The 23,224-nt window shown below is 72.9% G+C and carries 20 protein-coding genes and 1 pseudogene; 12 read left to right on the forward strand and 9 right to left on the reverse strand.

Translation table 11 applies throughout. The features are described from left to right. Positions 1-44 precede the first annotated feature (44 nt). Both CLV52_RS06110 and CLV52_RS06115 read left to right on the forward strand, forming a co-directional pair. Complete coding sequence (locus CLV52_RS06110; protein ID WP_133765362.1) at positions 45-1,289, forward strand: FAD-binding protein; 1,245 nt, start codon at positions 45-47, stop codon at positions 1,287-1,289. Further along, a complete protein-coding gene (locus tag CLV52_RS06115) occupies positions 1,286-2,185 on the forward strand; it encodes an aldose 1-epimerase family protein (RefSeq protein ID WP_133765363.1) in 900 nt (299 codons plus the stop codon). The genes CLV52_RS06110 and CLV52_RS06115 overlap by 4 nt, the downstream gene beginning before the upstream one ends. Positions 2,186-2,203: 18 nt before the next feature. Here CLV52_RS06115 and yicI read toward each other — a convergent pair whose 3' ends face one another. After that, the gene (gene yicI / locus CLV52_RS06120) at positions 2,204-4,525 is read right to left on the reverse strand and encodes an alpha-xylosidase (RefSeq protein WP_133765364.1); all 2,322 of its coding nucleotides are present in this window, start codon (positions 4,523-4,525) and stop codon (positions 2,204-2,206) included. A 188-nt stretch (positions 4,526-4,713) separates the two neighbouring features. On the opposite strand from yicI, the gene CLV52_RS06125 reads away from it, so the two are divergent. The 6 genes from CLV52_RS06125 (at position 4,714) to mmsB (ending at position 12,353) form a co-directional block, all read left to right on the forward strand. Continuing rightward, entirely contained in the window at positions 4,714-5,784 is a 1,071-nt protein-coding gene (locus tag CLV52_RS06125; protein ID WP_211342616.1) for a sugar ABC transporter substrate-binding protein, read from the forward strand. Between the two features lie 117 nt (positions 5,785-5,901). After that, on the forward strand, positions 5,902-6,666 hold the full coding sequence (locus tag CLV52_RS06130) for an ATP-binding cassette domain-containing protein (protein ID WP_133765365.1): 765 nt from the start codon (positions 5,902-5,904) through the stop codon (positions 6,664-6,666). After that, positions 6,663-7,964: a sugar ABC transporter permease gene (locus CLV52_RS06135; RefSeq protein ID WP_133765366.1), complete on the forward strand. Its 1,302-nt coding sequence runs from the start codon at positions 6,663-6,665 to the stop codon at positions 7,962-7,964. Before CLV52_RS06130 ends, CLV52_RS06135 begins: the two co-directional genes overlap by 4 nt. A gap of 382 nt (positions 7,965-8,346) precedes the next feature. After that, complete coding sequence (gene chvE, locus CLV52_RS06140) at positions 8,347-9,474, forward strand: multiple monosaccharide ABC transporter substrate-binding protein (protein ID WP_425455662.1); 1,128 nt, start codon at positions 8,347-8,349, stop codon at positions 9,472-9,474. 105 nt (positions 9,475-9,579) lie between these two features. After that, a complete protein-coding gene (gene mmsA, locus CLV52_RS06145) occupies positions 9,580-11,121 on the forward strand; it encodes a multiple monosaccharide ABC transporter ATP-binding protein (RefSeq protein WP_133765367.1) in 1,542 nt (513 codons plus the stop codon). Next, entirely contained in the window at positions 11,118-12,353 is a 1,236-nt protein-coding gene (mmsB, locus tag CLV52_RS06150) for a multiple monosaccharide ABC transporter permease (protein WP_133765368.1), read from the forward strand. The genes mmsA and mmsB overlap by 4 nt, the downstream gene beginning before the upstream one ends. 56 nt (positions 12,354-12,409) lie before the next feature. Here the strand turns inward: mmsB and CLV52_RS06155 are convergent, their stop codons facing one another. Beyond that, the gene (locus CLV52_RS06155; protein WP_133765369.1) at positions 12,410-13,414 is read right to left on the reverse strand and encodes a LacI family DNA-binding transcriptional regulator; all 1,005 of its coding nucleotides are present in this window, start codon (positions 13,412-13,414) and stop codon (positions 12,410-12,412) included. A gap of 102 nt (positions 13,415-13,516) precedes the next feature. On the opposite strand from CLV52_RS06155, the gene rsmA reads away from it, so the two are divergent. Beyond that, positions 13,517-14,356 carry a 16S rRNA (adenine(1518)-N(6)/adenine(1519)-N(6))-dimethyltransferase RsmA gene (gene rsmA, locus CLV52_RS18670; protein ID WP_133765370.1) on the forward strand — a complete coding sequence of 280 codons (840 nt, stop codon included), beginning with the start codon at positions 13,517-13,519 and terminating at the stop codon, positions 14,354-14,356. Between the two features lie 116 nt (positions 14,357-14,472). On the opposite strand, the pseudogene CLV52_RS18870 reads toward rsmA, so the two are convergent. Next, positions 14,473-15,189: pseudogene (locus CLV52_RS18870) on the reverse strand (PRC and DUF2382 domain-containing protein); the annotation flags it as partial. A gap of 87 nt (positions 15,190-15,276) precedes the next feature. Here CLV52_RS18870 and CLV52_RS06170 point away from each other — a divergent pair. Continuing rightward, a complete protein-coding gene (locus CLV52_RS06170; protein ID WP_133765372.1) occupies positions 15,277-16,200 on the forward strand; it encodes a 4-(cytidine 5'-diphospho)-2-C-methyl-D-erythritol kinase in 924 nt (307 codons plus the stop codon). A gap of 60 nt (positions 16,201-16,260) precedes the next feature. Here the strand turns inward: CLV52_RS06170 and CLV52_RS06175 are convergent, their stop codons facing one another. Together CLV52_RS06175 and CLV52_RS06180 are read right to left on the reverse strand one after the other, a co-directional pair. Beyond that, entirely contained in the window at positions 16,261-16,962 is a 702-nt protein-coding gene (locus CLV52_RS06175) for a hypothetical protein (protein ID WP_133765373.1), read from the reverse strand. Positions 16,963-17,081: 119 nt separating this feature from the next. After that, the gene (locus CLV52_RS06180; RefSeq protein WP_162850730.1) at positions 17,082-18,458 is read right to left on the reverse strand and encodes a glycosyltransferase 87 family protein; all 1,377 of its coding nucleotides are present in this window, start codon (positions 18,456-18,458) and stop codon (positions 17,082-17,084) included. 56 nt (positions 18,459-18,514) lie between these two features. On the opposite strand from CLV52_RS06180, the gene CLV52_RS06185 reads away from it, so the two are divergent. Beyond that, positions 18,515-19,750 (forward strand): molybdopterin-dependent oxidoreductase, encoded by a 1,236-nt coding sequence (locus CLV52_RS06185; protein WP_246017979.1) that lies wholly within the window; start codon positions 18,515-18,517, stop codon positions 19,748-19,750. After that, positions 19,750-20,190, forward strand: coding sequence for a hypothetical protein (locus CLV52_RS06190; RefSeq protein WP_133765375.1), 441 nt, complete (start codon positions 19,750-19,752; stop codon positions 20,188-20,190). Before CLV52_RS06185 ends, CLV52_RS06190 begins: the two co-directional genes overlap by 1 nt. Here the strand turns inward: CLV52_RS06190 and CLV52_RS06195 are convergent. From CLV52_RS06195 to CLV52_RS06210, 4 genes are read right to left on the reverse strand one after another with little or no spacing between them, the layout of a single operon-like run. Next, complete coding sequence (locus CLV52_RS06195; protein ID WP_133765376.1) at positions 20,187-20,849, reverse strand: class I SAM-dependent methyltransferase; 663 nt, start codon at positions 20,847-20,849, stop codon at positions 20,187-20,189. The genes CLV52_RS06190 and CLV52_RS06195 overlap by 4 nt on opposite strands. Then, positions 20,846-21,475 (reverse strand): TIGR04282 family arsenosugar biosynthesis glycosyltransferase, encoded by a 630-nt coding sequence (locus CLV52_RS06200; RefSeq protein ID WP_133765377.1) that lies wholly within the window; start codon positions 21,473-21,475, stop codon positions 20,846-20,848. The genes CLV52_RS06195 and CLV52_RS06200 overlap by 4 nt, the downstream gene beginning before the upstream one ends. 1 nt (position 21,476) lies before the next feature. Then, the gene (locus CLV52_RS06205; RefSeq protein ID WP_133765378.1) at positions 21,477-22,169 is read right to left on the reverse strand and encodes a glycosyltransferase family 2 protein; all 693 of its coding nucleotides are present in this window, start codon (positions 22,167-22,169) and stop codon (positions 21,477-21,479) included. Next, positions 22,166-23,221, reverse strand: coding sequence for an NAD-dependent epimerase/dehydratase family protein (locus CLV52_RS06210; protein WP_133765379.1), 1,056 nt, complete (start codon positions 23,219-23,221; stop codon positions 22,166-22,168). Before CLV52_RS06210 ends, CLV52_RS06205 begins: the two co-directional genes overlap by 4 nt. Between the last annotated feature and the right edge of the window lie 3 nt (positions 23,222-23,224).

Below are 23,224 nucleotides of genomic sequence, written 5' to 3' on the forward strand. Positions count from 1 at the left end.
CGCGTCCGGCAGGATGGGGAGGCTTCCGAGACGAAGGGGTTCGCATGCGCAACTGGTCCGGCACGGTCGAGTACCGGGCGACGGCGGTCGAGGCGCCGACGTCGATCGAGGAGGTGCAGCGGCTCGTCGAGCGGACGCCGCGCATCCGCGCGCTCGGGACGCGGCACTCGTTCAACGACGTCGCGGACACCGACGGCGTGCTCGTCACGACGACGGAGATCCCCCCGGACTTCGCGCTCGACGAGGAGCGCCGGGTCGTCGCGGTCGGCGCGGGCACGCGCTACGCCGCGGTCGCGACGTACCTGACCGAGCAGGGCTGGGCCCTCCACAACATGGGCTCGCTGCCGCACATCTCCGTCGCCGGGGCGATCTCGACCGGCACCCACGGCTCGGGCGACCTGAACGGCAACCTCTCGACCGCGGTCCGCGGGCTGCAGCTCGTCGGGCCGGACGGCGCCCTGCGCTGGGTCCGGCACGGCGACGCGGACTTCCCGGGCTCCGTCGTCGCGCTCGGCCTGCTCGGCGTGGTGGTCCGCGTCGAGCTCGCGATCGAGCCGTCCTACCTCGTCCGCCAGGACGTGTACCGCGGCCTGCGCTGGGCGACGCTGCTCGCCGACGTGCCGGCCGTGACGTCCGCCGGCTACAGCGTCAGCGTGTTCACCGACTGGGCGACCGACCCGATCGGGCAGGTCTGGGTGAAGCGGCGGATCGCCGCCCTGGACGAGGCGGTGCCGGAGGAGCTCGCGGGCGCGACCAGGATCGAGGGCCCGTCGCAGATCCTCGAGTCCGAGGACGACAACACCACGCAGCAGGGGTTCGCGGGCGCCTGGTCCGCGCACCTGCCGCACTTCCGGATCGACAGCACGCCCTCGAACGGCGACGAGATCCAGACCGAGTACTTCATCGACCGGTCGGACGCCGCGCCGGCGCTCGAGGCGGTCCGCGCGCTCGCGGCGGACATCGCCCCGCTCCTGCTCATCACCGAGCTGCGGACCATGGCCGCCGACGACCTCTGGCTCAGCCAGGCGTCCGGCCGCGACTCCATGGCGATCCACTTCACCTGGCGGAACGCCCCCGACGCCGTCGTCGCGCTGACGCCCGAGATCGAGGCCGCGCTCGACCCCTTCGGCCCGCGCCCGCACTGGGGCAAGGTGCACACGATCCCGGCGGCCGTCGTCGCGTCGCGCTACCCGCGCTTCGCGGACTTCCGCGTGCTCGCGCACCGCATCGACCCGGAGGGCAAGTTCCGGGGCCCCGCGACCGATCGACTCCTGGAGGCGTCCGCATGAGCGCGCTGCCCATCAGCGGGACCGCGGTCCCGCTCCGCCACGGCGCCTACGCCGCCGAGATCGCGTCGGTCGGCGCGACGCTCCGCTCGCTGACGCACGACGGCCGCGACCTCGTCGCCCCGTTCGCGCAGGACGAGCTGCGCCCCGTCTACCGCGGCGTCGTGCTCGCGCCGTGGCCGAACCGCGTCGTCGACGGACGCTACGCGTTCGACGGGCAGGAGCAGCAGCTGCCCCTCACGGAGCCCGACCGCGGGCACGCCCTGCACGGCCTCGTCTGCTGGAGCGACTTCCGCGTGGTGCACCGCGCGACCGACGCCGTGACCCTCACGACGGACGTCGTCGCGCAGGCCGGGTACCCGCACCCGCTGCGCGTCGAGGTCGAGCACCGCCTCGCCGACGACGGGCTCCGGACCCGGATCACGACGACGAACACGGGGGACGCGAGAGCGCCCTACGGCGCCTCCGGGCACCCGTACCTCGTCGCCGGTCCCGGCCGGGTCGACGACTGGACGCTCGAGCTCGCGGCGGACCGGGTGCTCGAGGTGGACGAGCGGCTCGTCCCGACCGGCCTCGGCGAGGTCGCCGGCGGTCCGTTCGACTTCGCGGCCCCGCGGCGCATCGGCGACCTCTTCATCGACCACGCGTTCACCGGGCTGCGCGCGCACCGGGCGCGGGTGATCGCGGCCGACGGGCGCGGCACCGAGCTGCGCTGGGACGCGGTCGCGCCGTGGGTGCAGGTGCACACGGCCGACCGCCCCGAGCCGGCGCTGAACCGCGCGGGCCTCGCCGTCGAGCCGATGACGTGCCCGCCCGACGCGTTCAACTCCGGCACGGACCTCGTCGTGCTGGAGCCGGGCGCGTCGCACGCGGTGGAGTGGACGATCGAGGCGGTGTAGTCCCGACTCGACCGGCGCTCAGTCGGGGAGGACCGGGCCCGGCACCGGCTCCGCGGTGCGGCGGAGGTGCGCGGCGCCCCCGTCGGCCGCCTGCTGGGCGCCGCCGAGGCGCAGCGACCACCGGCCCTCCGGCCCGGTCGCGTGCACCTCGTCGTCCGACGTCTCGACCGCGAACACGGCGTCGCCGACCCGGACCTCCCGCACGCCGTCCGCGCCCGGGAAGGCGACCAGGGTCAGGCCGTCGAGGTGGTCCGTGTCGGGCCGGTCGTCGCGTGCGCCGATCGGCAGCACGGCGCCCTCCCGCACGTAGAGCGGCAACGAGTCGAAGCCGTGGCGCTCGCGGCGCCACGTCGGCCCCTGCACCCGCTCGCCCGTCAGGAGGTGCGTCCACGTGCCGGCGGGCAGGTAGAGCTCGACGTCGCCCTCGGCGGAGAACACCGGCGCGACGAGCAGGTCCGGGCCGAGCAGGTACTGCCGGTCGAGCGGCCGCGCCGTGGGGTCCTCCGGGAAGGCGAGCACCATCGGTCGCATCACCGGCATGCCGGTCGCGGCCGCCTCGCGGCCCGCCGCGATCAGGTACGGCGCGAGCCGGTTCTTCAGCGTCGCGAAGCGGCGCGTGACGCTCACCGCCGAGTCCGGCGCAGCTTCGTCGCCGTCGTCGAACAGCCACGGCACGCGGTAGGAGTCCGAGCCGTGGAAGCGGCTGTGGCTCGACAGCAGCCCGAAGGCGACCCAGCGCTTGAACACCGCCGCGTCGGGCGTGCCCTCGAAGCCGCCGATGTCGTGGCTCCAGTAGCCGAAGCCGGACAGCGACAGCGACAGGCCGCCGCGGAGGGTCTCCGCCATCGACGCGAACGTCGAGGTGGAGTCGCCGCCCCAGTGCACCGGGTGCCGCTGGCCGCCGGCGGTCGCCGACCGGGCGAAGACCACCGCCTCGCCCGGCCGCTCCTCGTCGAGCACCGCGTGGACCGCCGCGTTGTAGCGCTCGGCGTACAGGTTGTGCATGCGCTTCGGGTCGGACCCGTCCGCGAAGACGACGTCCAGCGGGATGCGCTCGCCGAAGTCGGTCTTGATCGCGTCGACGCCCTGCCGCAGGAGCCGCCGCACGTGCTCCTGGAACCAGGTCGTGGCGGCCTCGCTCGTGAAGTCGACGACCCCCATGCCCGCCTGCCAGAGGTCCCACTGCCACACCGAGCCGTCCGGCCGCCGGAGCAGGTGCCCGGCCGCCGCGGCCTCCTGGAACAGCGGCGACTGCTGCGCGATGTACGGGTTGATCCAGGCGGACACCCGCAGGCCCCGGTCGTGGAGCCGCCGCAGCATGCCCTCCGGATCGGGGAACACCCGCTCGTCCCACACGAAGTCGGTCCACTGCAGCTCGCGCATCCAGGAGCAGTCGAAGTGGAACACCGACAGCGGCAGATCGCGGTCGCGCATGCCGTCGAGGAACGACGTCACGGTCGCCTCGTCGTAGTCGGTCGTGAAGCTCGTCGAGAGCCACGTGCCCCAGCTCCACGCCGGCACCTCGGGCGGGCGGCCCGTCAGCGCCGTGTAGCGCTCGAGGATCTGCGCGGGGGAGTCCCCGGCGATCACGAAGTACTGCAGCGACTCGCCCTCGACCGAGAACTGGACGCGCTGCACGGCCTCGGAGCCGACCTCGAACGAGACGTGGCCGGGCTCGTCGACGAGCACGCCGTAGCCCGCGTCGGTCAGGTAGAACGGCACGTTCTTGTACGCCTGCTCGCTCGACGTGCCGCCGTCCGCGTTCCAGATCTCGACCGTCTGGCCGTTCTTCACGAGCGGCCCGAACCGCTCGCCGAGCCCGAAGACCTGCGTCCCGACGCCGAGGTCGAGCTGCTCGTGCACGTACGCGCCGCCGAGCGGCAGCCCGACCGGGGGCGCGTCGACGGCCGCGTCGGGCGCGAGCCGGATCCACGCCTGGGACCGGTGCCCGCTCGAGGTGAGGACGCGGCCACCCGAGGCGAACTCGAGGCGCCACGGGGCGCCGGGGGACACGCGGGCGACCAGGTCGCCGCTCGTCACGACGCCCGTGCCGTCGTCCTCCACCGCCACCGAACCGCCCGATGCCGGCGCGGTCTCGAACCGCAGCGCCTCACCGCCGCCGGTGTGGTGCTCGATCCGCACCCGGACCACGCCGGGTGCGTGCGGCGCGACCGTCACAGTCAGCACCGGCAGGTTCAGCGTGTCGCCGCGGGTCTCGATCACCTTCGTCGGCGCGGTCACGACGAGGGCGTCGTCCGCGACCGCGAGGGCGTAGGCCTGGCGCGCGTAGTGCGCCTCCACGCCGGGTCGCATGAGCCAGAACCCGTCGGTGAACCGCACGCTGCCGCCTTCCGGGCGCACCCCTGCGCCGCCTCGTCATGCTGACACAGACCTGCATGCCGGTTCGTTGTTACGGCATCGTTATGTGACGGGTCACAAAGGGTTCCCCTCCTCCTGGGTACAGTCTGCGAGTTCCTCGACGCCGAGGATGCGGGTCCCGTCCCGCCCTGACGAAAGGTAAAGACGCCTTGAAGCGCACGATCATGGGCATGGTGGCCGTCGCCGCCATGTCGACCATCGCCCTCGCGGGCTGTTCCTCGAACGGCAGCGGCGGCGGCTCCGGCTCCTCCGGGGGCGCGACCAGCGCGGCCAAGAAGACCGCGTGCGTGATCCTCCCCGACACCGAGTCGTCCCCCCGCTGGGAGAGCGGCGACCGCCCCGCCCTCAACAAGGCGCTGAACGACGCCGGGTTCAACGCGAACATCCAGAACGCGCAGAACAGCACCTCCAAGTACACGCAGATCGCGCAGTCGCAGCTCACGAAGGGCTGCGGCGTGATGCTGCTCGTCGACCTGAACGGCGTGGGCGCCACGGTGCTGCAGAAGGCGCACACCGCCGGCGTGCCGGTCATCGCCTACGACCGCCCGATCAAGGGCGCCGACTACTACGTCTCGTTCGACAACGAGAAGGTCGGCGAGCTCGAGGGCCAGATGATCGTCGACGGCCTGAAGGCGGAGAAGAAGGACCCGAAGACGGCGAAGGTCGTCTGCATGTCCGGCGACCCGACCGACGGCAACGCGGCGTTCTTCAAGAGCGGCGCGCTGAAGGTCATGGGCGCGGCCGGCATCAAGTGCGCGCTGTCCCCGGCCGGCACGTGGGACGCCACGAAGTCGGGCACCGAGTTCCAGCAGGCGTACACGACGCTCAAGGGGAACATCGACGCCGTCTGGACCGCGAACGACGCGAACAACGCGGCCGTCATCACGGTGCTGAACAAGTACAACAAGACGGTCCCGACCTCCGGTCAGGACGCGTCGGTCGCCGGTCTGCAGAACATCCTGCTCGGCAAGCAGTACGGCACGGTCTACAAGCCGTACCAGCTCGAGGCGAAGCAGGCGTCCGAGGTCGCGATCTCGCTGCTCCAGGGCAAGAAGCCGTCGGCCCCGACGACGCAGGACGGCGTGCCGTCCTACCTCCTCACGCCGATCCTCGTGAAGGCCGACAACATGAAGCAGGTCTTCGACGACGGCAACGCCACGACCTCCGCGGTCTGCACGGGCAACGTCGCGGCGAAGTGCTCCGCGGCCGGCATCAGCTGATCACCCCGTGACGCGGCCAGCGGGTCCGGAGCGCGAGCGCGCTCCGGACCCGCTGGTCCGTTCCCCCTCCGCCGGTCCCGGCGGACCTCGTCGCAGCGCTGCAAGAAGGAGAGGGCCTTGGTCGCCCCGTACATCGAACTCAGAGACGTCCGGAAGGGCTTCGGCCCCGTCGAGGTGCTGAAGGGGGTGAACCTCAAGGTCTACCCGGGCCAGGTCAGCGCGCTCGTCGGCGACAACGGCGCGGGCAAGTCGACCCTGATCAAGGGCCTCGCGGGCGTGCAGCCCTACGACTCCGGCGAGGTGCTGGTCGGCGGCGAACCCGTCCACCTGACCAGCCCGAAGGACGCGTCGAAGCTCGGCATCGAGGTCGTCTACCAGGACCTCGCGCTCTGCGAGAACCTCGACATCGTCCAGAACATGTTCCTCGGCCGCGAGGAGGTCCACCAGGGCACCCTCAGCAACGGCGAGATGGAGAAGCAGGCGTCCTCGACGCTCGGCTCGCTGTCCGTCCGCACGATGAAGTCCGTGCGGCAGAAGGTCTCCTCGCTCTCCGGCGGTCAGCGGCAGACGGTCGCGATCGCGCGGGCCGTGCTGCAGCAGGCGAAGGTCGTCATCCTCGACGAGCCGACGGCCGCGCTGGGCGTCGCGCAGACCGAGCAGGTGCTCCTGCTCGTCCGCCGCCTCGCCGAGCAGGGCGTCGGCGTGCTGATCATCAGCCACAACCTCGCCGACGTCTTCGCCGTGGCCGACCACATCAACGTGCTCTACCTCGGCACCATGGTCGCCGAGGTCGAGACCAAGGACTCGAACCGCGACGACGTCGTGGGCTACATCACCGGCGCGAAGACCTTCACGCCGAACCTCGAAGGAGCGGCTCGATGACGACCGAGCAGAAGGACGTCGACACGTCGCTCGCGGCGAAGATCGACACCGCCGGCGGCGCGACGCCGCCCGGCATCGCCACCGGCTACGAGGGCACGGCCGCGGACCAGTTCCGCGCCTACGTGTCGCGGGTCCGCTCCGGGGAGATGGGCATGCTGCCCGCCCTCGGCGGCTTCGTCGTGCTCTGCATCCTGTTCCAGATCCTCAGCCCCGACTTCCTCAGCCTGCCGAACATCGCGAACCTGATGACGCAGACCGCCTTCCTCGGCATGCTCGCGGTCGCGCTGGTCTTCGTGATCCTGATCGCGGAGATCGACCTCTCGGCCGGGGTCACCGCCGGTGTCGGCATGGCCGTGTTCGTGCAGCTGAACAACGGCATGGGCGTCAACTGGATCCTCGCGTTCGCGATCTCGCTCGCCGTGGGCATCGTGATCGGCCTCTTCATCGGCTACTTCGTGGCGAAGGTCGGCATCCCGTCGTTCGTCGTCACCCTGGGCCTGTTCCTCGGCTTCCAGGGCCTCCAACTCGTCATCCTCGGCGACGGCAACACGTACCGGGTGACGGAGCCGGCCGTGACCGCGATCGAGAACAGCAACATCCCGCCGGTCGTCGGCTGGATCCTGTGGGCGATCGCCGTCCTCGTGACGCTCGGCACCGCGTTCTACGACCGCGGGCGCCGGGTGCGGGCGGGCGTCCCGGTGCGCGGCATCGGCCTGCTCTTCGCGCGGGTCGCCGTCATCGCCGTCGTGTCGGGCGCCGTCGTGTTCCTGCTGAACCTCAACCGGGGCAACAACCCGCTGTTCCCGATCGCCGGCGTGCCGATCGTCGTCCCGATCGTCGTCGCGCTGCTCTGGATCGGCACGCAGATCCTCGATCGCACCCGCTGGGGCATCCACCTCTACGCGGTCGGCGGCAACCCGGAGGCGGCCCGCCGCGCCGGCATCAACGTCGCCGCCATCCGGATCTCGGCCTTCGTGCTCTGCTCCGGTCTCGCGATCGTGTCGGGCCTGTTCCAAGCCAGCCAGGTCGGCGTCGTCGGGTCGAGCTTCGGTCAGACCGACGTGCTGAACGGCGTCGCCGCGGCGGTCGTCGGCGGCGTCAGCCTCTTCGGCGGTCGCGGCCGGCTCGTCCAGGGCCTCGTCGGCGCCCTCGTGATCACGGCGATCGCGAACGGCCTCGGCCTGCTCGCCCTCCCGGGCGGCATCAACCTGCTCGTCACCGGCGGCGTGCTGGTGCTCGCGGCCACGGTCGACGCGCTGTCCCGCAAGCGCGCGGGCGCCTCGCTGGCCCGCGTCTGATCGATCTCGTCGCCCGCGGGCGACGAGCGAGGAGGGGCGTCCGGTCAGCCGGGCGCCCCTTCTCGCGCGCGCGAAAGTGAGCGCTCATAACGACCGCGTCACGATGGGCGACGCGCGCCCCCGTGAACTTGACCTGCACTGAGGATGAGAGCACTATCTCCCCTCGGATGTGACCGTTCACACGGTGTCACACGAACGGCGAAGACGGCGTCGGCCGGCCCTGAGGGCCGCCCCGGGTCCGTGGCCGCCCGAGAGTGCCACCGCAGCGGGCGATCGCTCCGCACCATCCGGATCGTGCCCCGCCCCGCGCGGACGTGCGACCCGGTGTTCCTCGCCCACGAGCGACACGATGACGTCCGCCAAGGACAGACAAGGAACCACAGTGAAGTTCAAGAAGCTGGCCGTCGGCGCCGTCGCCGTCGGCATGGCCTTCTCCCTCGCGGCTTGCTCCGGCGGTCGTGGCAGCGACACCGCCGCATCCGGGAGCACGGACAACAAGGGCGCCCTCGTCGGCGTGCTCATGCCGAACAAGACCTCGACCCGCTGGATCCACGACGGCGACGCCGTCAAGGCCGGCCTCGAGAAGCTCGGCTACAAGGTCCAGCTCGACTACGCGAACGACAACATCCCGACCCAGGTCCAGCAGGTGTCGAACGACATCACCAAGGGCGCCAAGGTCCTGATCATCGCGTCGATCGACGGCACCGCGCTGTCCGACCAGCTCGACACCGCCGGCAAGAAGGGCGTCAAGGTCATCGCCTACGACCGCCTGATCAACGGCAACAAGAACGTCGACTACTACACGACCTTCGACAACTACAAGGTCGGCGTCGACCAGGCGACGAGCCTCCTCACGGGCCTCGGTCTGGTGGACGCGGACGGCAAGAAGACCGACAAGAAGGGCCCGTTCAACGTCGAGCTCTTCGCCGGCTCGGCCGACGACAACAACGCGACGTTCTTCTTCAACGGCGCGATGGACACCCTGAAGCCGTACATCGCGGACAAGACGATCGTCATCCGCTCCGGCCAGACCGCGTTCCAGCAGGTCGCGACCCAGCAGTGGGACGCGAACCGCGCCAAGCAGCGCATGCAGAACCTGATCGCGAAGTCCTACTCGTCCGGCCAGAAGGTGGACGGCGTGCTGTCGCCCTACGACGGCATGTCGATCGGCATCATCTCGGCCCTCACGGGTGCCGGCTACGGCGACTCGGGCAAGAAGCTCCCGATCATCACCGGTCAGGACGCGGAGATCCCGAGCGTCAAGTCGATCATCGCCGGCCAGCAGTACTCGACCGTCTACAAGGACACCCGTCAGCTGGCGGACGAGTCCGTGAAGATGGCGAACGACCTGCTCACGGGCAAGACCCCCGAGGTCAACGACACCAAGAGCTACAACAACAAGGTCAAGGTCGTCCCGTCCTACCTGTTCCAGCCGGTCGTCGTGACGAAGGACAACTACCAGAAGGTCCTCGTCGACAGCGGCTACTACTCGGCCTCCGACCTCAAGTAGCAGCCCCCACCGCCGCGGCGCTCCCGCCGGCCGGTCCGCCCTCGGGCGAACGGCCGGCGGGAGCGCCTCCGGTGCGTCAAGCAGGAAGAGAAGAAGAGGAGCGGCATGGCCGACACGATCCTCGAGATGCGCGGCATCACGAAGACCTTCCCCGGCGTCAAGGCGCTGCAGGACGTCACCCTCCAGGTCGAGCGCGGAACCGTCCACGCGATCTGCGGTGAGAACGGGGCCGGCAAGTCGACCCTGATGAAGGTGCTGTCCGGGGTCTACCCCGCGGGCACCTTCGACGGCGACATCCTCCTCGAGGGATCGCCCGTCGAGTTCCGCTCGATCAACGACTCCGAGGCCGCGGGCGTGGTGATCATCCACCAGGAGCTCGCCCTCAGCCCCTACCTGTCGATCGCGGAGAACATCTACCTCGGCAACGAGCAGGCCCGCGGCGGCATCATCGATTGGAACCGGACGAACCTCGAGGCGGGCAAGCTGCTCCGCCGCGTGGGGCTGAAGGACAACCCGATCACGAAGATCGTCGACATCGGCGTGGGCAAGCAGCAGCTCGTCGAGATCGCGAAGGCGCTCTCGAAGGAGGTCAAGCTCCTCATCCTCGACGAGCCGACCGCCGCGCTGAACGACGACGACTCCGCCCACCTGCTCGACCTGATCTCCCAGCTCCGCGAGGAGGGCATCACCTCGATCATCATCAGCCACAAGCTGAACGAGATCGAGGCGATCGCGGACAAGGTCACGATCATCCGCGACGGCCGCACCATCGAGACCCTCGACCTCAAGGCGGGCGAGGTCTCCGAGGAGCGGATCATCAAGGGCATGGTCGGCCGCGACCTCGAGAGCCGCTACCCGGACCACGAGTCGCACATCGGGGAGGAGCTGCTGCGGATCGAGGACTGGAACGTCTTCCACCCGGTCGACCGCAGCCGGCAGATCGTCTTCGACGCGAACCTCGTGGTGCGCGCGGGCGAGATCGTCGGCATCGCCGGTCTGATGGGCGCCGGCCGCACCGAGCTCGCGATGAGCGTCTTCGGCCACTCCTACGGCTCGAACATCTCCGGCCACGTGTACAAGCGGGGTCGCGAGATCAAGGTGAACACCGTCGCGCAGGCCGTGGACAACGGCATCGCGTACGCGACGGAGGACCGGAAGCGCTACGGCCTCAACCTGATCGACGACATCAAGCGGAACATCTCCGGCTCCGCGCTCGGCAAGCTCGCCACCTGGGGCGTCGTCAACGGGAACAAGGAGACGACGGTCGCCAACGAGTACCGGAAGAGCATGAACATCAAGGCGCCCACGGTCGCCGCGATCACCGGCAAGCTCTCCGGCGGCAACCAGCAGAAGGTCGTGCTGTCCAAGTGGATGTACGCCGACCCCGACGTGCTGATCCTCGACGAGCCGACGCGCGGCATCGACGTCGGCGCGAAGTACGAGATCTACACGATCATCAACCGCCTCGCGGACCAGGGGAAGGGCGTCATCGTCATCTCCTCCGAGCTGCCCGAGCTGCTCGGCATCTGCGACCGGATCTACACGCTCAGCGAGGGCCACATCACCGCGGACGTGCCGCGGTCCGAGGCCACGCCCGAGCACCTGATGCAGTACATGACCACCTACCGGGAGACCACGGAAGCATGACCAGCACCCTCACCCCCGAGCAGCGCGGCGCCGCTCCCGTGCCGCCCGCGCCGCAGGGCAACCCCGTGGCCCGCGCGGCGCGCTACCTGCGCAGCCAGCTGAGCCAGACCGGCCTGTTCCTGGCCCTGATCGTCATCGTGCTGTTCTTCCAGATCACCACGGCCGGCGTGACGCTGCAGCCGGACAACGTCTCGAACCTGATCAACCAGAACAGCTACATCCTCATCCTCGCGGTGGGCATGGTGATGGTGATCATCGCGGGCCACATCGACCTGTCGGTCGGCTCGGTCGTGGCGTTCATCGGCGCGGTCGCCGGCGTCATGATCACCCGCTGGGGCCTGCCCTGGCCGCTCGCGATCGTCCTCTGCCTCGTCCTCGGCGCGATCGTCGGTGCGTGGCAGGGCTTCTGGGTCGCGTACTTCGGGATCCCCGCGTTCATCGTGACGCTCGCCGGCATGCTCCTGTTCCGCGGCCTCGCGCAGGTCGTGCTCGGCGGCACGCAGATCTCCCCGTTCCCGGACGGCTTCCGCGCGATCGGTTCCGGTTTCCTGCCGGCGTTCGGCACGACGGGCTACGAACCGCTGACGATGATCCTGGGCACGCTCGCGTCCCTCGCGATCATCGGCACGCAGCTGCGCCAGCGCCGCGTCCGCAAGAAGTACGACCTCGAGGACGAGCCGCTGGTGTGGTTCCTCGTCAAGCTCGTCTTCACCGTCGCGCTCGTGATGCTCGTCACCGTGCTGCTCGCGAGCTACAACGGCACCCCGATCGTGCTGCTGATCCTCGGCGCGCTCGTCGTGATCTACACGCTCGTCATGGGCCGCACCGTCTTCGGCCGCCACATCTACGCCATCGGCGGCAACCTCGCCGCGGCGCAGCTGTCCGGCGTGAAGACGAAGCGGACCACGTTCCTGCTGTTCGTGAACATGGGCGTCATCGCCGCGTTGGGCGGTCTCGTCTTCACGGCGCAGCTGAACCTCGCGAGCCCGGTGAACGGCAACGGCTTCGAGCTCGACGCCATCTCCGCCGTCTTCATCGGCGGTGCGGCGGTGACCGGCGGCATCGGCACGGTGCCGGGCGCCATCATCGGCGGTCTGATCATCGGCATCCTCAACAACGGCATGTCGATCCTGAACGTCGGCATCGACGTGCAGCAGGTCATCAAGGGCCTCGTGCTGCTCGCCGCGGTCGCGTTCGACATCTACAACAAGCGCCGCAGCGGCGGCCGCTGACCCGAGTCGCACGAAGGGCCCCGCCGATCGGCGGGGCCCTTCGTCGTCCGGGCCCGTCAGGAGCGCGGGGCCGCCGTCGAGCCGCGGAGCACGAGCTCGGGCAGCATCGGGGTCGCGGGCGGCTCCTCGCCGAGCAGCGTCGTGATGCACCGACGGCCCATCTCGGCGAAGTCCTGCCGCACGGTCGTCAGCGGCGGCCAGAGGTGGGCGGCCTCCGGCACGTCGTCGTACCCGACGATCGAGAGGTCGCCGGGGACGTCGAGGCCGAGGTCGCGCGCGGCGTGCATGAGACCGATCGCCATCGCGTCGTTGCTGCAGAACCAGGCGGTGACGTCGCGCCACCCGAGCAGCTGCAGGCCGGCCCGGTAGCCGAAGTCGGCGGTCCAGTCGCCGAGTACCGGAACGGTGACCGGCAGGTCCTGGGCGTTCAGCTCCTGCAGGAAGCCCTGCATGCGCGCCTCCGCCTCGATCCAGTCCCGCGGGCCGGCGAGGTGCCCGATCGAGCGGTGACCGAGGTCGACGAGGTGCCGCGTCGCGGTGCGGGCACCCGCGATCTCGTCGACGCGCAGCGCCGACGGATCGCCGGGGCCGAGGGCGCGCAGGGTGATGTACGGCACGCGCGGCGCGAGATCCGCGATCGTGTCGAACACGCGCTGCTGCGGGGCGATGACGACGAGCGCCTCGATGTCCTGGTCGAAGAGGTTCGCGAGCGCGTCCCGCAGCGACGCCTCGTCGGGCTCCGCGACGGACGACGAGGTCACGAACCAGCCGCGCTCGCGCGCCGCCTGCTCGATCGCCTGGATGCTGCGGGCCGGCCCGTACTGGGCGCGGGTGGAGGCGAGGACGCCGATCGTCTTCGAGCGACTCGTGCTGAGCGCGCGGGCCGCCGCGCTCGGCCGGTACTGCAGCTCCGCCATCGCGGCGAGCACGCGGTCCCGGGTCTCGTCCCGGATGCTCACGTGGTTGTTGAGGACGCGGGACACCGTCTGGTGCGACACCCCCGCGATGCGCGCGACGTCGCGGATCGACGCCGCGCGCGGCGACCGCGTGGGGGTCGACATCCAGCGCCTCCATCGGTCGCGCGACTCTCCCGGTCAGGTTACCGCGCTGTCGGCTCGTCGGGCGGCGGCCCCGTGCGGCAATACGCTCGCCGGGGAGGTGCGATGGACCAGGGACTGCTCGGCGCCGCGGACGTGCGGCGGCTCGCGGCGGCGCTCGGCGTCGCGCCGACGAAGACGCTCGGGCAGAACTTCGTGCACGACGCGAACACGGTCCGCCGCATCGTTCGCATCGCCGGCGTCGCGAGCGGGGAGCCGGTGCTCGAGGTCGGCCCCGGGCTCGGTTCGCTGACCCTCGGCCTGCTCGAGACCGGCGCGGACGTCACCGCGGTGGAGATCGACGAGCGGCTCGCCGCGGGCCTCGCGGCCACCGCCGCGGACCGCCTGCCGGACCGCGCCGACCGGCTGACCGTCGTGACCGGCGACGCGGTTCGCGTGGCCGTGCCGGGGGAGCCCCTGCGCCTCGTCGCGAACCTGCCCTACAACGTCGCCGTGCCCATCCTGCTGCGCCTGCTCGCGGACGTGCCCTCGCTCGTCTCGGGCGTGGTGATGGTCCAGGCGGAGGTGGGCGAGCGGCTCGCCGCCCCGCCCGGGTCGAAGGTGTACGGGTCGCCGAGCGTGAAGGCCGCCTGGTACGGCCCGTTCGCGCTCGCGGGCACCGTGCCGCGCGGCGTCTTCTGGCCCGTGCCGAACGTCGACTCGGTGCTCGTGCGCTTCGAGCGCGGCGCGCCGCCCGGCGACGAGTCGCTGCGGCTCGCCGTGTTCCGGCTCGTCGACGCCGCCTTCGTGCAGCGGCGGAAGACGCTGCGTCAGTCGCTGGCGCCGGTGCTCGGCGGGGCGTCCGCCGCGGCGGAGGTCCTCGAGCGCGCCGGCGTCGACCCCGGCCTGCGCGGCGAGGTCCTCGACGTCGGCCGCTTCACGGCGATCGCCCGCGCGGCCGGCTGAGGGGCCGCCGGCTCCACCGTCTCCGCGTCCACGGGCTCCGGCTCGGGGTCCACGACCTCGGGCTCCTCGGGCGGCAGGGCGACGGCCGCGGCGTCGTCCTCGAGCTCGATGCGCTCGAGCCGGACCTCGCCGGTCACCTCCCGCTGCTCGACGACGTCCTCCTTCACGAGGCGCACGCGCTCGACGGGGACGACCTCGGTCGTGAGGACGATCCGCTCCTCGTGGAGCACGACCTCCTGCTCCTCCGGTCCGACGGCGCCGCCCGCGACGGGCTCGCCGTCGATGATCGGCTCCCGGATCAGCCGGTACTCCTCGCGCCGGACGGGCACGGTCAGCGTGCGCTGCTCGGTCACGACCACCTTGCGCAGCCGGACGCGGGTCCGCGGCACCCGCTCCGTCTCGACGTGCAGCCGCTCCTCGGAGGCCGTCATCACGCCGGGCTCCGGCACCGGGTCTGCCGGCGGGGCGGACGGCGCGGCGGGTCCGTCCTGCGCCCGGGAGGCGGGAGCGGGCGCAGGCTCCGCGACCGGCTCCGACCAGAACGCGCGGAGCTCCGCGCGCTCGTCGTCCCGGAGGACCGCGTCCGGCCGTCGTCGCGGCGCCGCCTGGAAGCGCGCGCGGGCGACCGGGACCGCGATGACCTCGTCCTCGAGCTCGGCGCCGTCGAGCGGGACGAGCACCTCCTCGGTGCCGAACAGGTTGCCGCGCACGCCGACCCAGCCGAGGTCGGCGCCGTCGGAGTAGACCTGCCGGACGCGGCCGAGCCGTTCGCCGCGACGGTCGACGACCTCCAGCCCGGCGAGGGACGACGGGGCGGTGTCTGCTGCGAGCACGGGCGGAACTCCTGATCAGCGCGGGGTGGGGCGAGACTAGGCCATCGCGCGGGGCGCCGCTCGGGGAATGGTCGATAGGTTCTTCGCATGAGCGCTGCTCTCCGCTCGGTGCAGGTGCGGGCACCGGGGAAGGTCAACGTCTCGATGCGCGTCGGCGCGCCGATGGCGGACGGCTACCACGACGTCGCGACGGCGTACCAGGCGGTCTCGCTCTACGAGGAGCTGCGGGCCGAGGCGGACGACGAGCTGTCGCTGACGTTCTCCGGCCCGATCGGGACCGGTGCCCTCCCCGTGGACCGGACGAACCTCGTGATCCGGGCGGCGCATCTGCTGCAGGCGCGCTCCGGCCACCGCGGCGGGGCGCGCATCCAGGTCGTGAAGCGGGTGCCGATCGCCGGCGGGATGGGCGGCGGCTCCGCCGACGCCGCGGCGGCGCTCGTCGGTCTCGACGCGCTGTGGGGGCTCGGGCTCGGCCGCGACGAGCTGCTCGAGCTCGGCGCCGAGCTCGGCGCCGACGTGCCGTTCGCCCTCACGGGCGGCACCGCGATCGGCACAGGGCGCGGCGACCGCCTCAGCCCGGCGCTCGCGAAGGGGCCGTTCCACTGGGTGATCGCGCTCAGCGAGCCGGGGCTCAGCACGCCGCTCGTCTACGGCGCGCTCGACGAGCACCGCGAGCGGCACGCGGCCGACCTGCCGGCCCTCTCGGCGCCGCAGGTGGACGCCGACGTGCTGCAGGCGCTCCGGTCCGGCGACCCGGCGGCGCTCGCCGAGGCGCTGCACAACGACCTCCAGGTCGCCGCGCTGCACCTGCGGCCCGAGCTCGCGGACCTGCTGGAGCTGGGGGAGGGCAACGGCGCGCTCGCCGGCGTCGTCTCCGGCTCCGGCCCGACCATCGCCTTCCTCGCCGCCGACCTCGACGCGGCGCTCAGCCTGCAGATCGCGTTGTCGGCCGCGCGGCACACGGTGCTGCGGGCGACCGGGCCGGTGCCCGGCGCCCGCGTCGTCGGCTGAGCACGAGGAGGGCCCCCGCCGTGCGGCGGGGGCCCTCCTCGTGCTGTGGCGCGGGTGCGATCAGCTGCCGGTGACGGTGAGCTTCGCGATGCCGACCTTGAGCTCGCCGGTGACGGCCGTGGTCTTGAACGTGGCGTTCAGGAGCTTGGCGGCCTCGTCCGAGATGTAGACGGTCGTGCCCTCGAGGATGTACGCGTCGCCGTCCTTCGTGACCGGGTTCAGCGTCGAACCGTCGAGGCGGAAGAGGTTCGCGCCCTTGGCGGCCTCCTTGCCGTTCACGTACACGTCGCCGTTCACGTGGCTGTTGTTGCCCGGGTCGATGACGAAGTCCTTCAGCTCGACCTTGGTGCCGCCCGCGGTGAGCGACAGGCCGGAACCGCTGTGGTCGAGCTCGCCCTGGACGTACGGACGCACCTTCGTGGCCGGGTCGTAGTACGTGATGTTGCCGCCCGTGATCGGGAAGGTCAGCACGCCGGCCTTCGACAGGGTCGCCGAGCCGATGGTGCCCGGGGTGAGCTTCAGCGACGTGAGCGCCGAGACGAAACCGGAGTCGAGCGTGATCTGCGTCGTCTTGCCGCTGACCGAGGTGAAGACCGCCGCGGGGGTCGGCGACGCCGACGGGGTGGCGGAGGAGGACGACGATCCGTTGCCGGCGCCCGAGGAGTTCGGGTCGCCCGTGCCGGACTGCGAGCAGCCGGCGAGCGCGGCGACGACGAGGCCGGCGCTGAGCAGCGCGGTGATGGACTTGGTTGCAGTGCGCATGGCGGGGAATTCCTCTCGGGGAGCACCCAGTACGCGGACGGTCCGCGTTCGGTTCACTCCCTGCTCCTGTGGTGCAGGTGTCGAGGGTTCGGAGTGGTCGGCCCACCGGATCGGTGCGGTCAGGCGTCTATCAGCTTTCGAGGGGCCCGGCGGCGGAGCAGCGCTCCCGCGACGGGGAGCAGCGCGGCCGCGAGCAGCACGCCGCGGAAGGCCCAGAGCTGGTGGCTCTGGAACCCGAGCAGGGACAGCACGATCACGACACCGAACCACTCCCACCGGCCGCTCATGACCAGGAACGGCACGAGGAGCAGCGAGTACCAGCCGTAGCCGGGGCTCAGGATCACGAGCGCGGCGCCGACCATGAGCGTCTGCGCGGCCCACGGCTCGCGCGGGTCCGTGCGGATGAGGAGGACCAGCGCGAGGGCGGCGAGCAGCACCGCCGCGACCGGGGTCGTCGCCGCCGGCGGCAGGACCGCGGAGAGCAGCGCCGACCGGGTGCCGCCGTCGTACCCCTCCTCGTTCAGGTACCCCGGGAGGTAGCCGATCACCGAGGGGCCGACGGCGAGCACGTGGGGGAGGTAGACGACCACGACGGCGCCGAGCGCGGCGAGGCCGATCAGCCAGGGCCGGCGACGGCCGAGGGGCGGCGCGATGAGGACGGGGAGGAACTTCGTCGCGATCGCCAGGCCGAGCACGGCGCCGCCCGCGACGAGCCGGCCGCGCGTCACGAGCAGCGTCGCGGCCAGCGCGAGCAGCGCGGCCCAGGCGTCGACGTGCGCGTTCGTGACCGCCTCCATCCCGACGAACGGGCACCAGCCGAAGACGGCGGCGTGCCGCGGGTCGCGGCCGGTGGTGCGGAGCGCGCGGAGGAGCAGCGCGGTCGTCAGCAGCACCGCGGCGAGGCCGAGCAGCTGCATCGGCAGGTAGGCGACGTCGTGCGGCACCGCGATCCGTGCGAGGGCGAACAGCGCCTCGGCGACCGGCGGGTAGATCGTCGGCACCTGCGGCCGGTTGATGACCGTGCAGATCGTGCCCGGCGCCCCCACCTGCTCGGTCGGCCGGGCGCGGAGCCCCGGGCAGTCGACGGTCCCGTCCGCGCGCTCGGTGCCGGCGGGGAACAGCCAGTCGGGCCGGAGCGGGGCGAGGGCGGCGTCGGCGGGGACGTGGGCGTACGGGGAGATCCCCGCGTCCTGCACGATGCCGTCCCAGTTGTAGCGCGCGGAGTCCGTGCTGATCGTGGGCTGCCCGGACGCGCCCGCGGCGCCGAGCAGCAGCGCGCCGAGCAGCACGAGCGCCGGCACCGCCTTGTCCGGCACCCGCCGCAGCAGGAGGACGGCCGCGGCGAAGAGCGTCCAGCAGACGCCCTCGACGGCGAAGTACAGCGGCACCTGCCGCCCGGTGAGGACGCCGACGCCCGCGACGAGCCACGTCGTCAGCGCGGCGATCGCGAGGAGGAGCCCGGCGACCGGCAGGATGCGGACCGGACCGCTGCGCATCCCGTCATCCTCGCGCTCCGCTCCGAACATCGGAGCATGCGCGCGGAGGGTCGGCAGTGATCGGTTCCACCCTGTCCCTCGTCCGCACGGCGCTCGCGTCGCCGGCGCGGCACCCGCGCACCGCCGTGGTCCTCGGCCGCCTGCTCGGGCTCGGCTTCCTGATCTGCTTCGGCACCGGCCTGTTCAGCCACCTCCTGCAGGACCCACTGCCCGGCATGGCGTTCCTCACCCGCCCCGTCTGGCTCTACCGCCTCACGCAGGGCGCGCACGTGATCGTCGGTACCGCGCTCATCCCGCTGCTGCTCGCGAAGCTCTGGACCGTCTACCCGCTGCTGTTCGCCTGGCCGCCGGTCCGCTCCGTCGCGGGCCTGCTCGAGCGGGCGATGATCGCCCTGCTCGTCGCCGCCGCGTTCGTGGAGCTGGCGACGGGGTTGGCGAACACGTTCCAGTGGTACCCGTGGCCGTTCCGCTTCCGCGAGACGCACTTCGCGCTCGCGTGGGCGATCGTCGGCGCGCTCGCGATCCACATCGGCGTGAAGCTGCCCGTCATCGTGCGCTGGTGGCGGCGGTCCGGCAGCACGGACGCCGACGGCGCACTGCTCCCGGTCGCCGACGGCGAGGGCGACCTCCGCCCCGAGCCGCGGGCCAAGGGCGTGACGGGCGCGATCCAGCGGCGACTCGAGCGCGCGCCGGTCCCGCCCGCGGCGGTGAGCCGCCGAACGGTCCTGATCGGCACCGGCCTCGCCTCCGCGGCCGTCGTGGCCACCACGGCGGGGGAGACGCTCCCCGCGCTCGCGCCGCTCAACGTGCTCGCGCCCCGCGCCCTCCGATACGGCCCGCAGGGGCTGCCGGTGAACCGGACCGCGGCGGAGGCGAGGGTGCAGCGCACGGCGCTCGATCCGGCATGGCGCCTCGTGGTCCGCGGCCCGGAGCGGAGCGTGGCGCTCTCGCTCGACGACCTCCGCGCGATGCCCCAGACCGACGCCGGGCTGCCGATCGCCTGCGTGGAGGGCTGGAGCACGCAGGCAGCGTGGCGGGGCGTCGCGGTCCGGGACCTCGCCGACCTCGTCGGCGCGCGGGACCGCGAGTGGCTCGTGCGCAGCTTCGCGGCGGGCGCCTACTCCTCGACGGTGCTGCAGCGCGAGTTCGCCGAGGACCCGCTCACGCTGATCGCGCTCGAGCTGAACGGCGAGGTCCTGCACGTCGACCACGGGTACCCGGCGCGGCTGATCTCGCCCGCGCGGCCCGGGGTGCTGCAGACCAAGTGGCTGCGGTCGTTGGAGGTGCGCTGATGCGCGCGGCCAGGATCGCGCTCGTGGTGCTGGGCGGCCTGCTGCTCGTCGTGGCGGCCGTCGCGCTCGTCGCGGGCGTGCCCGCGCGGCAGTGGGCGGGCATCCTGCTCTGGCTCGCGAGCGCCGTGGTCCTCCACGACGCCGTCTTCGCGCCCCTGGTCCTCGTCGGCACGCGGATCCTGCGCCGGTTCGGCGCGCGCACGTCGTGGGCCGGGCTCGCCGTCGTGCAGGTCGCGCTCGTGGTCGGCGCCGCGCTGACGCTCGTCGCGTTCCCGGGCATCCGGGCGCAGGCGCTCGGCGCGCGCAACCCGTCGGTGCTCGTCTTCCCGTACGCCCTCCACCTCGCTCTGCTGTGGGGCGGGATCGCGGTCGTGACCGCGGCAGCGGTGCTGCTGCTCGGCGCCCGACGCCGGCGCGCCGACGGCGGGCGCGGGGCCTAGAGCGCCCGGAGGCGGACGAACCAGCGGCCGTCCAGCTCCCACACCCGCTCCAGCGCGAAGTCGTGGGCGGCGCGGAGCACCGCGATCAGCCCGACGCGCGCCCAGGGGAAGGCGGCGCTCTCCGAGCCGTCCGAGGACCGGACCCGGCATTCGTCCGTGTCGTCGCGGCGGGGATCGGCGTCCGTCTCGACGACGAGCAGGCCGCCCCGGCGGAGGAGCTCGCCGCACCGCGCGAGCAGTGCCGCGACGTCCCCGCCGATCCCGACGTTGCCGTCGAGGAGGAGCGCGGAGCCCCAGCGGCCCTCCCGGGGCAGCGGGTCGAAGACGCTGCCCGCGATCACGGCGAGGCCGCGCGCCCGGCTGCGGCGGACGGCGGTCGGGTCCGCCTCGACGCCGGACGCGTCGAGGTGCGCGGCGGCGCGGATCATGCGCCCGGGGCCGCTGCCGACGTCGAGGAGCGGCCCGGCGAGGCCGGCGAGGGCGGCGCGGTCCGCGCGATCGGCGGGGCCGGACCAGCGGCGCACGTCGAGCGGCTCGGGCCGGACCAGGGGATCGGCGGGGACCAGGCGCAGCGACACGGGCGCGCCCGCGAGCGCGGCAGCCCAGGGCTCCGCGCCGCCCGCGCCGAACCGCGGGACGACGGCCGCGACCGCGCTCACGCGACGGCGAGTCTGCGCGCCGGGAACGCGGCGAGCTGCGCCGCGAAGCGCGAGAGCGGTGCGGCGTCCGCGACGGCGAGGGCCTCGGCGACGTGGTCGAAGTCGGTCAGCGTCGGGAGCGGCCGCACGCGCAGGCCGGCGTCCGCGAGCCGCAGGTGCGTCGCCGCACCGGTGCGCGACGTCGACATCGGCACGCCCCGGATCAGGTCGCCCCGGCGCGGCATCGGGTCGAGCCCGAGCGCCCACCAGCCGCCGTCCGTCGCCGGCCCGAACCAGGCGTCCGCCGCGTCGTCGTCGAGCACGTCCTGCAGGACGGCGGGGTCGAGCTGCGGCGTGTCCATGCCGACGAGCACCGCGCGGTCGGTCACGGCGTCGAACGCGGCGGCGATGCGCTCGTCGAGGCCGCCGGCGGGCTGCTGCACGACGTCGAACCCGGTGCCGCGGGGCGCGGTCCCGTCGAACCAGAGCAGGTGGCGGTCGGCCGTGACGCGGCCCGCCGCCTCGATCGTGTCGGCGAGGCTCGCGGCCGCGAGCGCGGCCGCCTCCTCGGGCGCGAAGGGGGGCGTCAGCCTGGTCTTGACCCGGCCCGGGACGCATTCCTTGGCCAGCACGATCACGGTCGTCATGTCAGCGGTTCGGAGCGTTCCTGCGGTTCGCCGGGTCTCCTCGCCGTTCTCGAAGGATGCGGCGCATGTCCGCGACCGCGGTGAGCGTGCCGCGGACGGTCCCGGTGACCTTCGAGCGCCCGATCCGAGGGCGGTACGGCACGTCGAGCTCCCGGATCCGGAGGCCCGCCTGCGCGGCGGCGAGCAGCATCTCGAGCGGGTACCCGCTGCGTCGGTCCTGCAGCGCGAGCCCGAGCAGCTGCGTCCGGCGCGCCACGCGCATGGGGCCGAGGTCGTGGACCGGCAGCCCCGTCGCGCGGCGGATCGTGCGGGCCAGGGCCCGATTGGCGATGCGCGCGTGCAGCGGCCAGGCCGAGCGGGGGATCGGCCGCCGCCGGCCGAGCACGAGGTCCGCCTCCCCGGCGAGCACCGGGGCGGCGAGGCGGGGGAGGTCCTTCGGGTCGAGCGAGCCGTCCGCGTCGAGGATCGCGACGAGGTCCGCCTCGGCGGCGAGCACGCCGGCGTGCACGGCCGCGCCGAAGCCGCGCCGCCCCTCGTGTACCACGACCGCGCCGTGCGCCGCCGCGACCTCCGCCGACCCGTCCGTCGAGCCGTTGTCGACGACGATCGCGCGGTACCCGGCCGGGAGCGCCCCGAGCACGCCGGGCAGCGCCGCCGCCTCGTCGAGGCACGGCAGGACGACGTCGACGGTCACGGCGCCTCGCGGAGCGGTGCGAGGGCGAACGCGCGCACGCCCTCGTCGAACGGCACGGGCGCCGGGACGTCCAGCTCCGCACGGAGCCGCTCGGACGAGGCGGTGATGTGCCGCACGTCGCCGAGCCGGTAGCCGCCGGTCACCACCGGACTCGGGCCGCCGCGGGCGGCCGACAGCGCCTCGGCGAGATCGCCGATCGTGTGCACGACGCCGCTGCCCGCGTTGAAGGCCCGGACCGCGCCGGCGGGCTGCCCGGCCGTCCAGGCGAGCGCGGCGACGTTCGCAGCCGCGATGTCGTCGACGTGGACGAAGTCCCGGCGCTGCCGGCCGTCCTCCAGCACGGTCGGCGCCTCGCCGCGCTCCAGCTGCGACCGGAACAGCGCCGCGACGCCGGCGTACGGGGTGTCCCGCGGCATGCCCGGGCCGTAGACGTTGTGGTACCGGAGGGCGGCGACCCGGCCGCCGGTCTCGCGCGCCCACACGGTCGCGAGCGCCTCCTGCTGCGCCTTCGTCGCCGCGTAGACGTTGCGCGGGTCGATCGGAGCGTCCTCCGGCACGAGCCGCGGTTCGAGGTCCTCCCCGGTCTCCGGGTCGATCGGCTCGAAGCGGCCCGCCGCAAGGTCCTCCGGGCGACGCGGCGGCACCGCGACCGGGCCGCGCGACGAGGCGTATGCGCCCTCGCCGTAGACGACCATCGACGACGCGAGCACGAGCCGGTCGATCCGGGCCGCCGCCATCGCGGCGAGCAGCACCGCGGTGCCGAGGTCGTTCGTGCGGACGTAGTCGGGCGCGTCGGCGAAGTCGACGCCGAGCCCGACCTTCGCGGCCTGGTGGCAGACGACGTCGACGCCCTCGAGCGCGGCGGCGACGGTGGCCGGGTCGGTGACGTCGCCCACCACCGTCTCGAGGTCCGAGGGCGGCGTCGCGTCCGCCGCGTGCACGTCCGGCCGCAGCGAGTCGAGCACGCGGACCGTCAGGCCGCGAGCCTGCGCCCGGCGCGCGACGGCGCCGCCGATGAACCCGGCGCCGCCGGTGACGAGGAGCACGCCCACGCC

Source organism: Amnibacterium kyonggiense (genome assembly GCF_004364555.1).
Lineage (GTDB): Bacteria > Actinomycetota > Actinomycetes > Actinomycetales > Microbacteriaceae > Amnibacterium > Amnibacterium kyonggiense.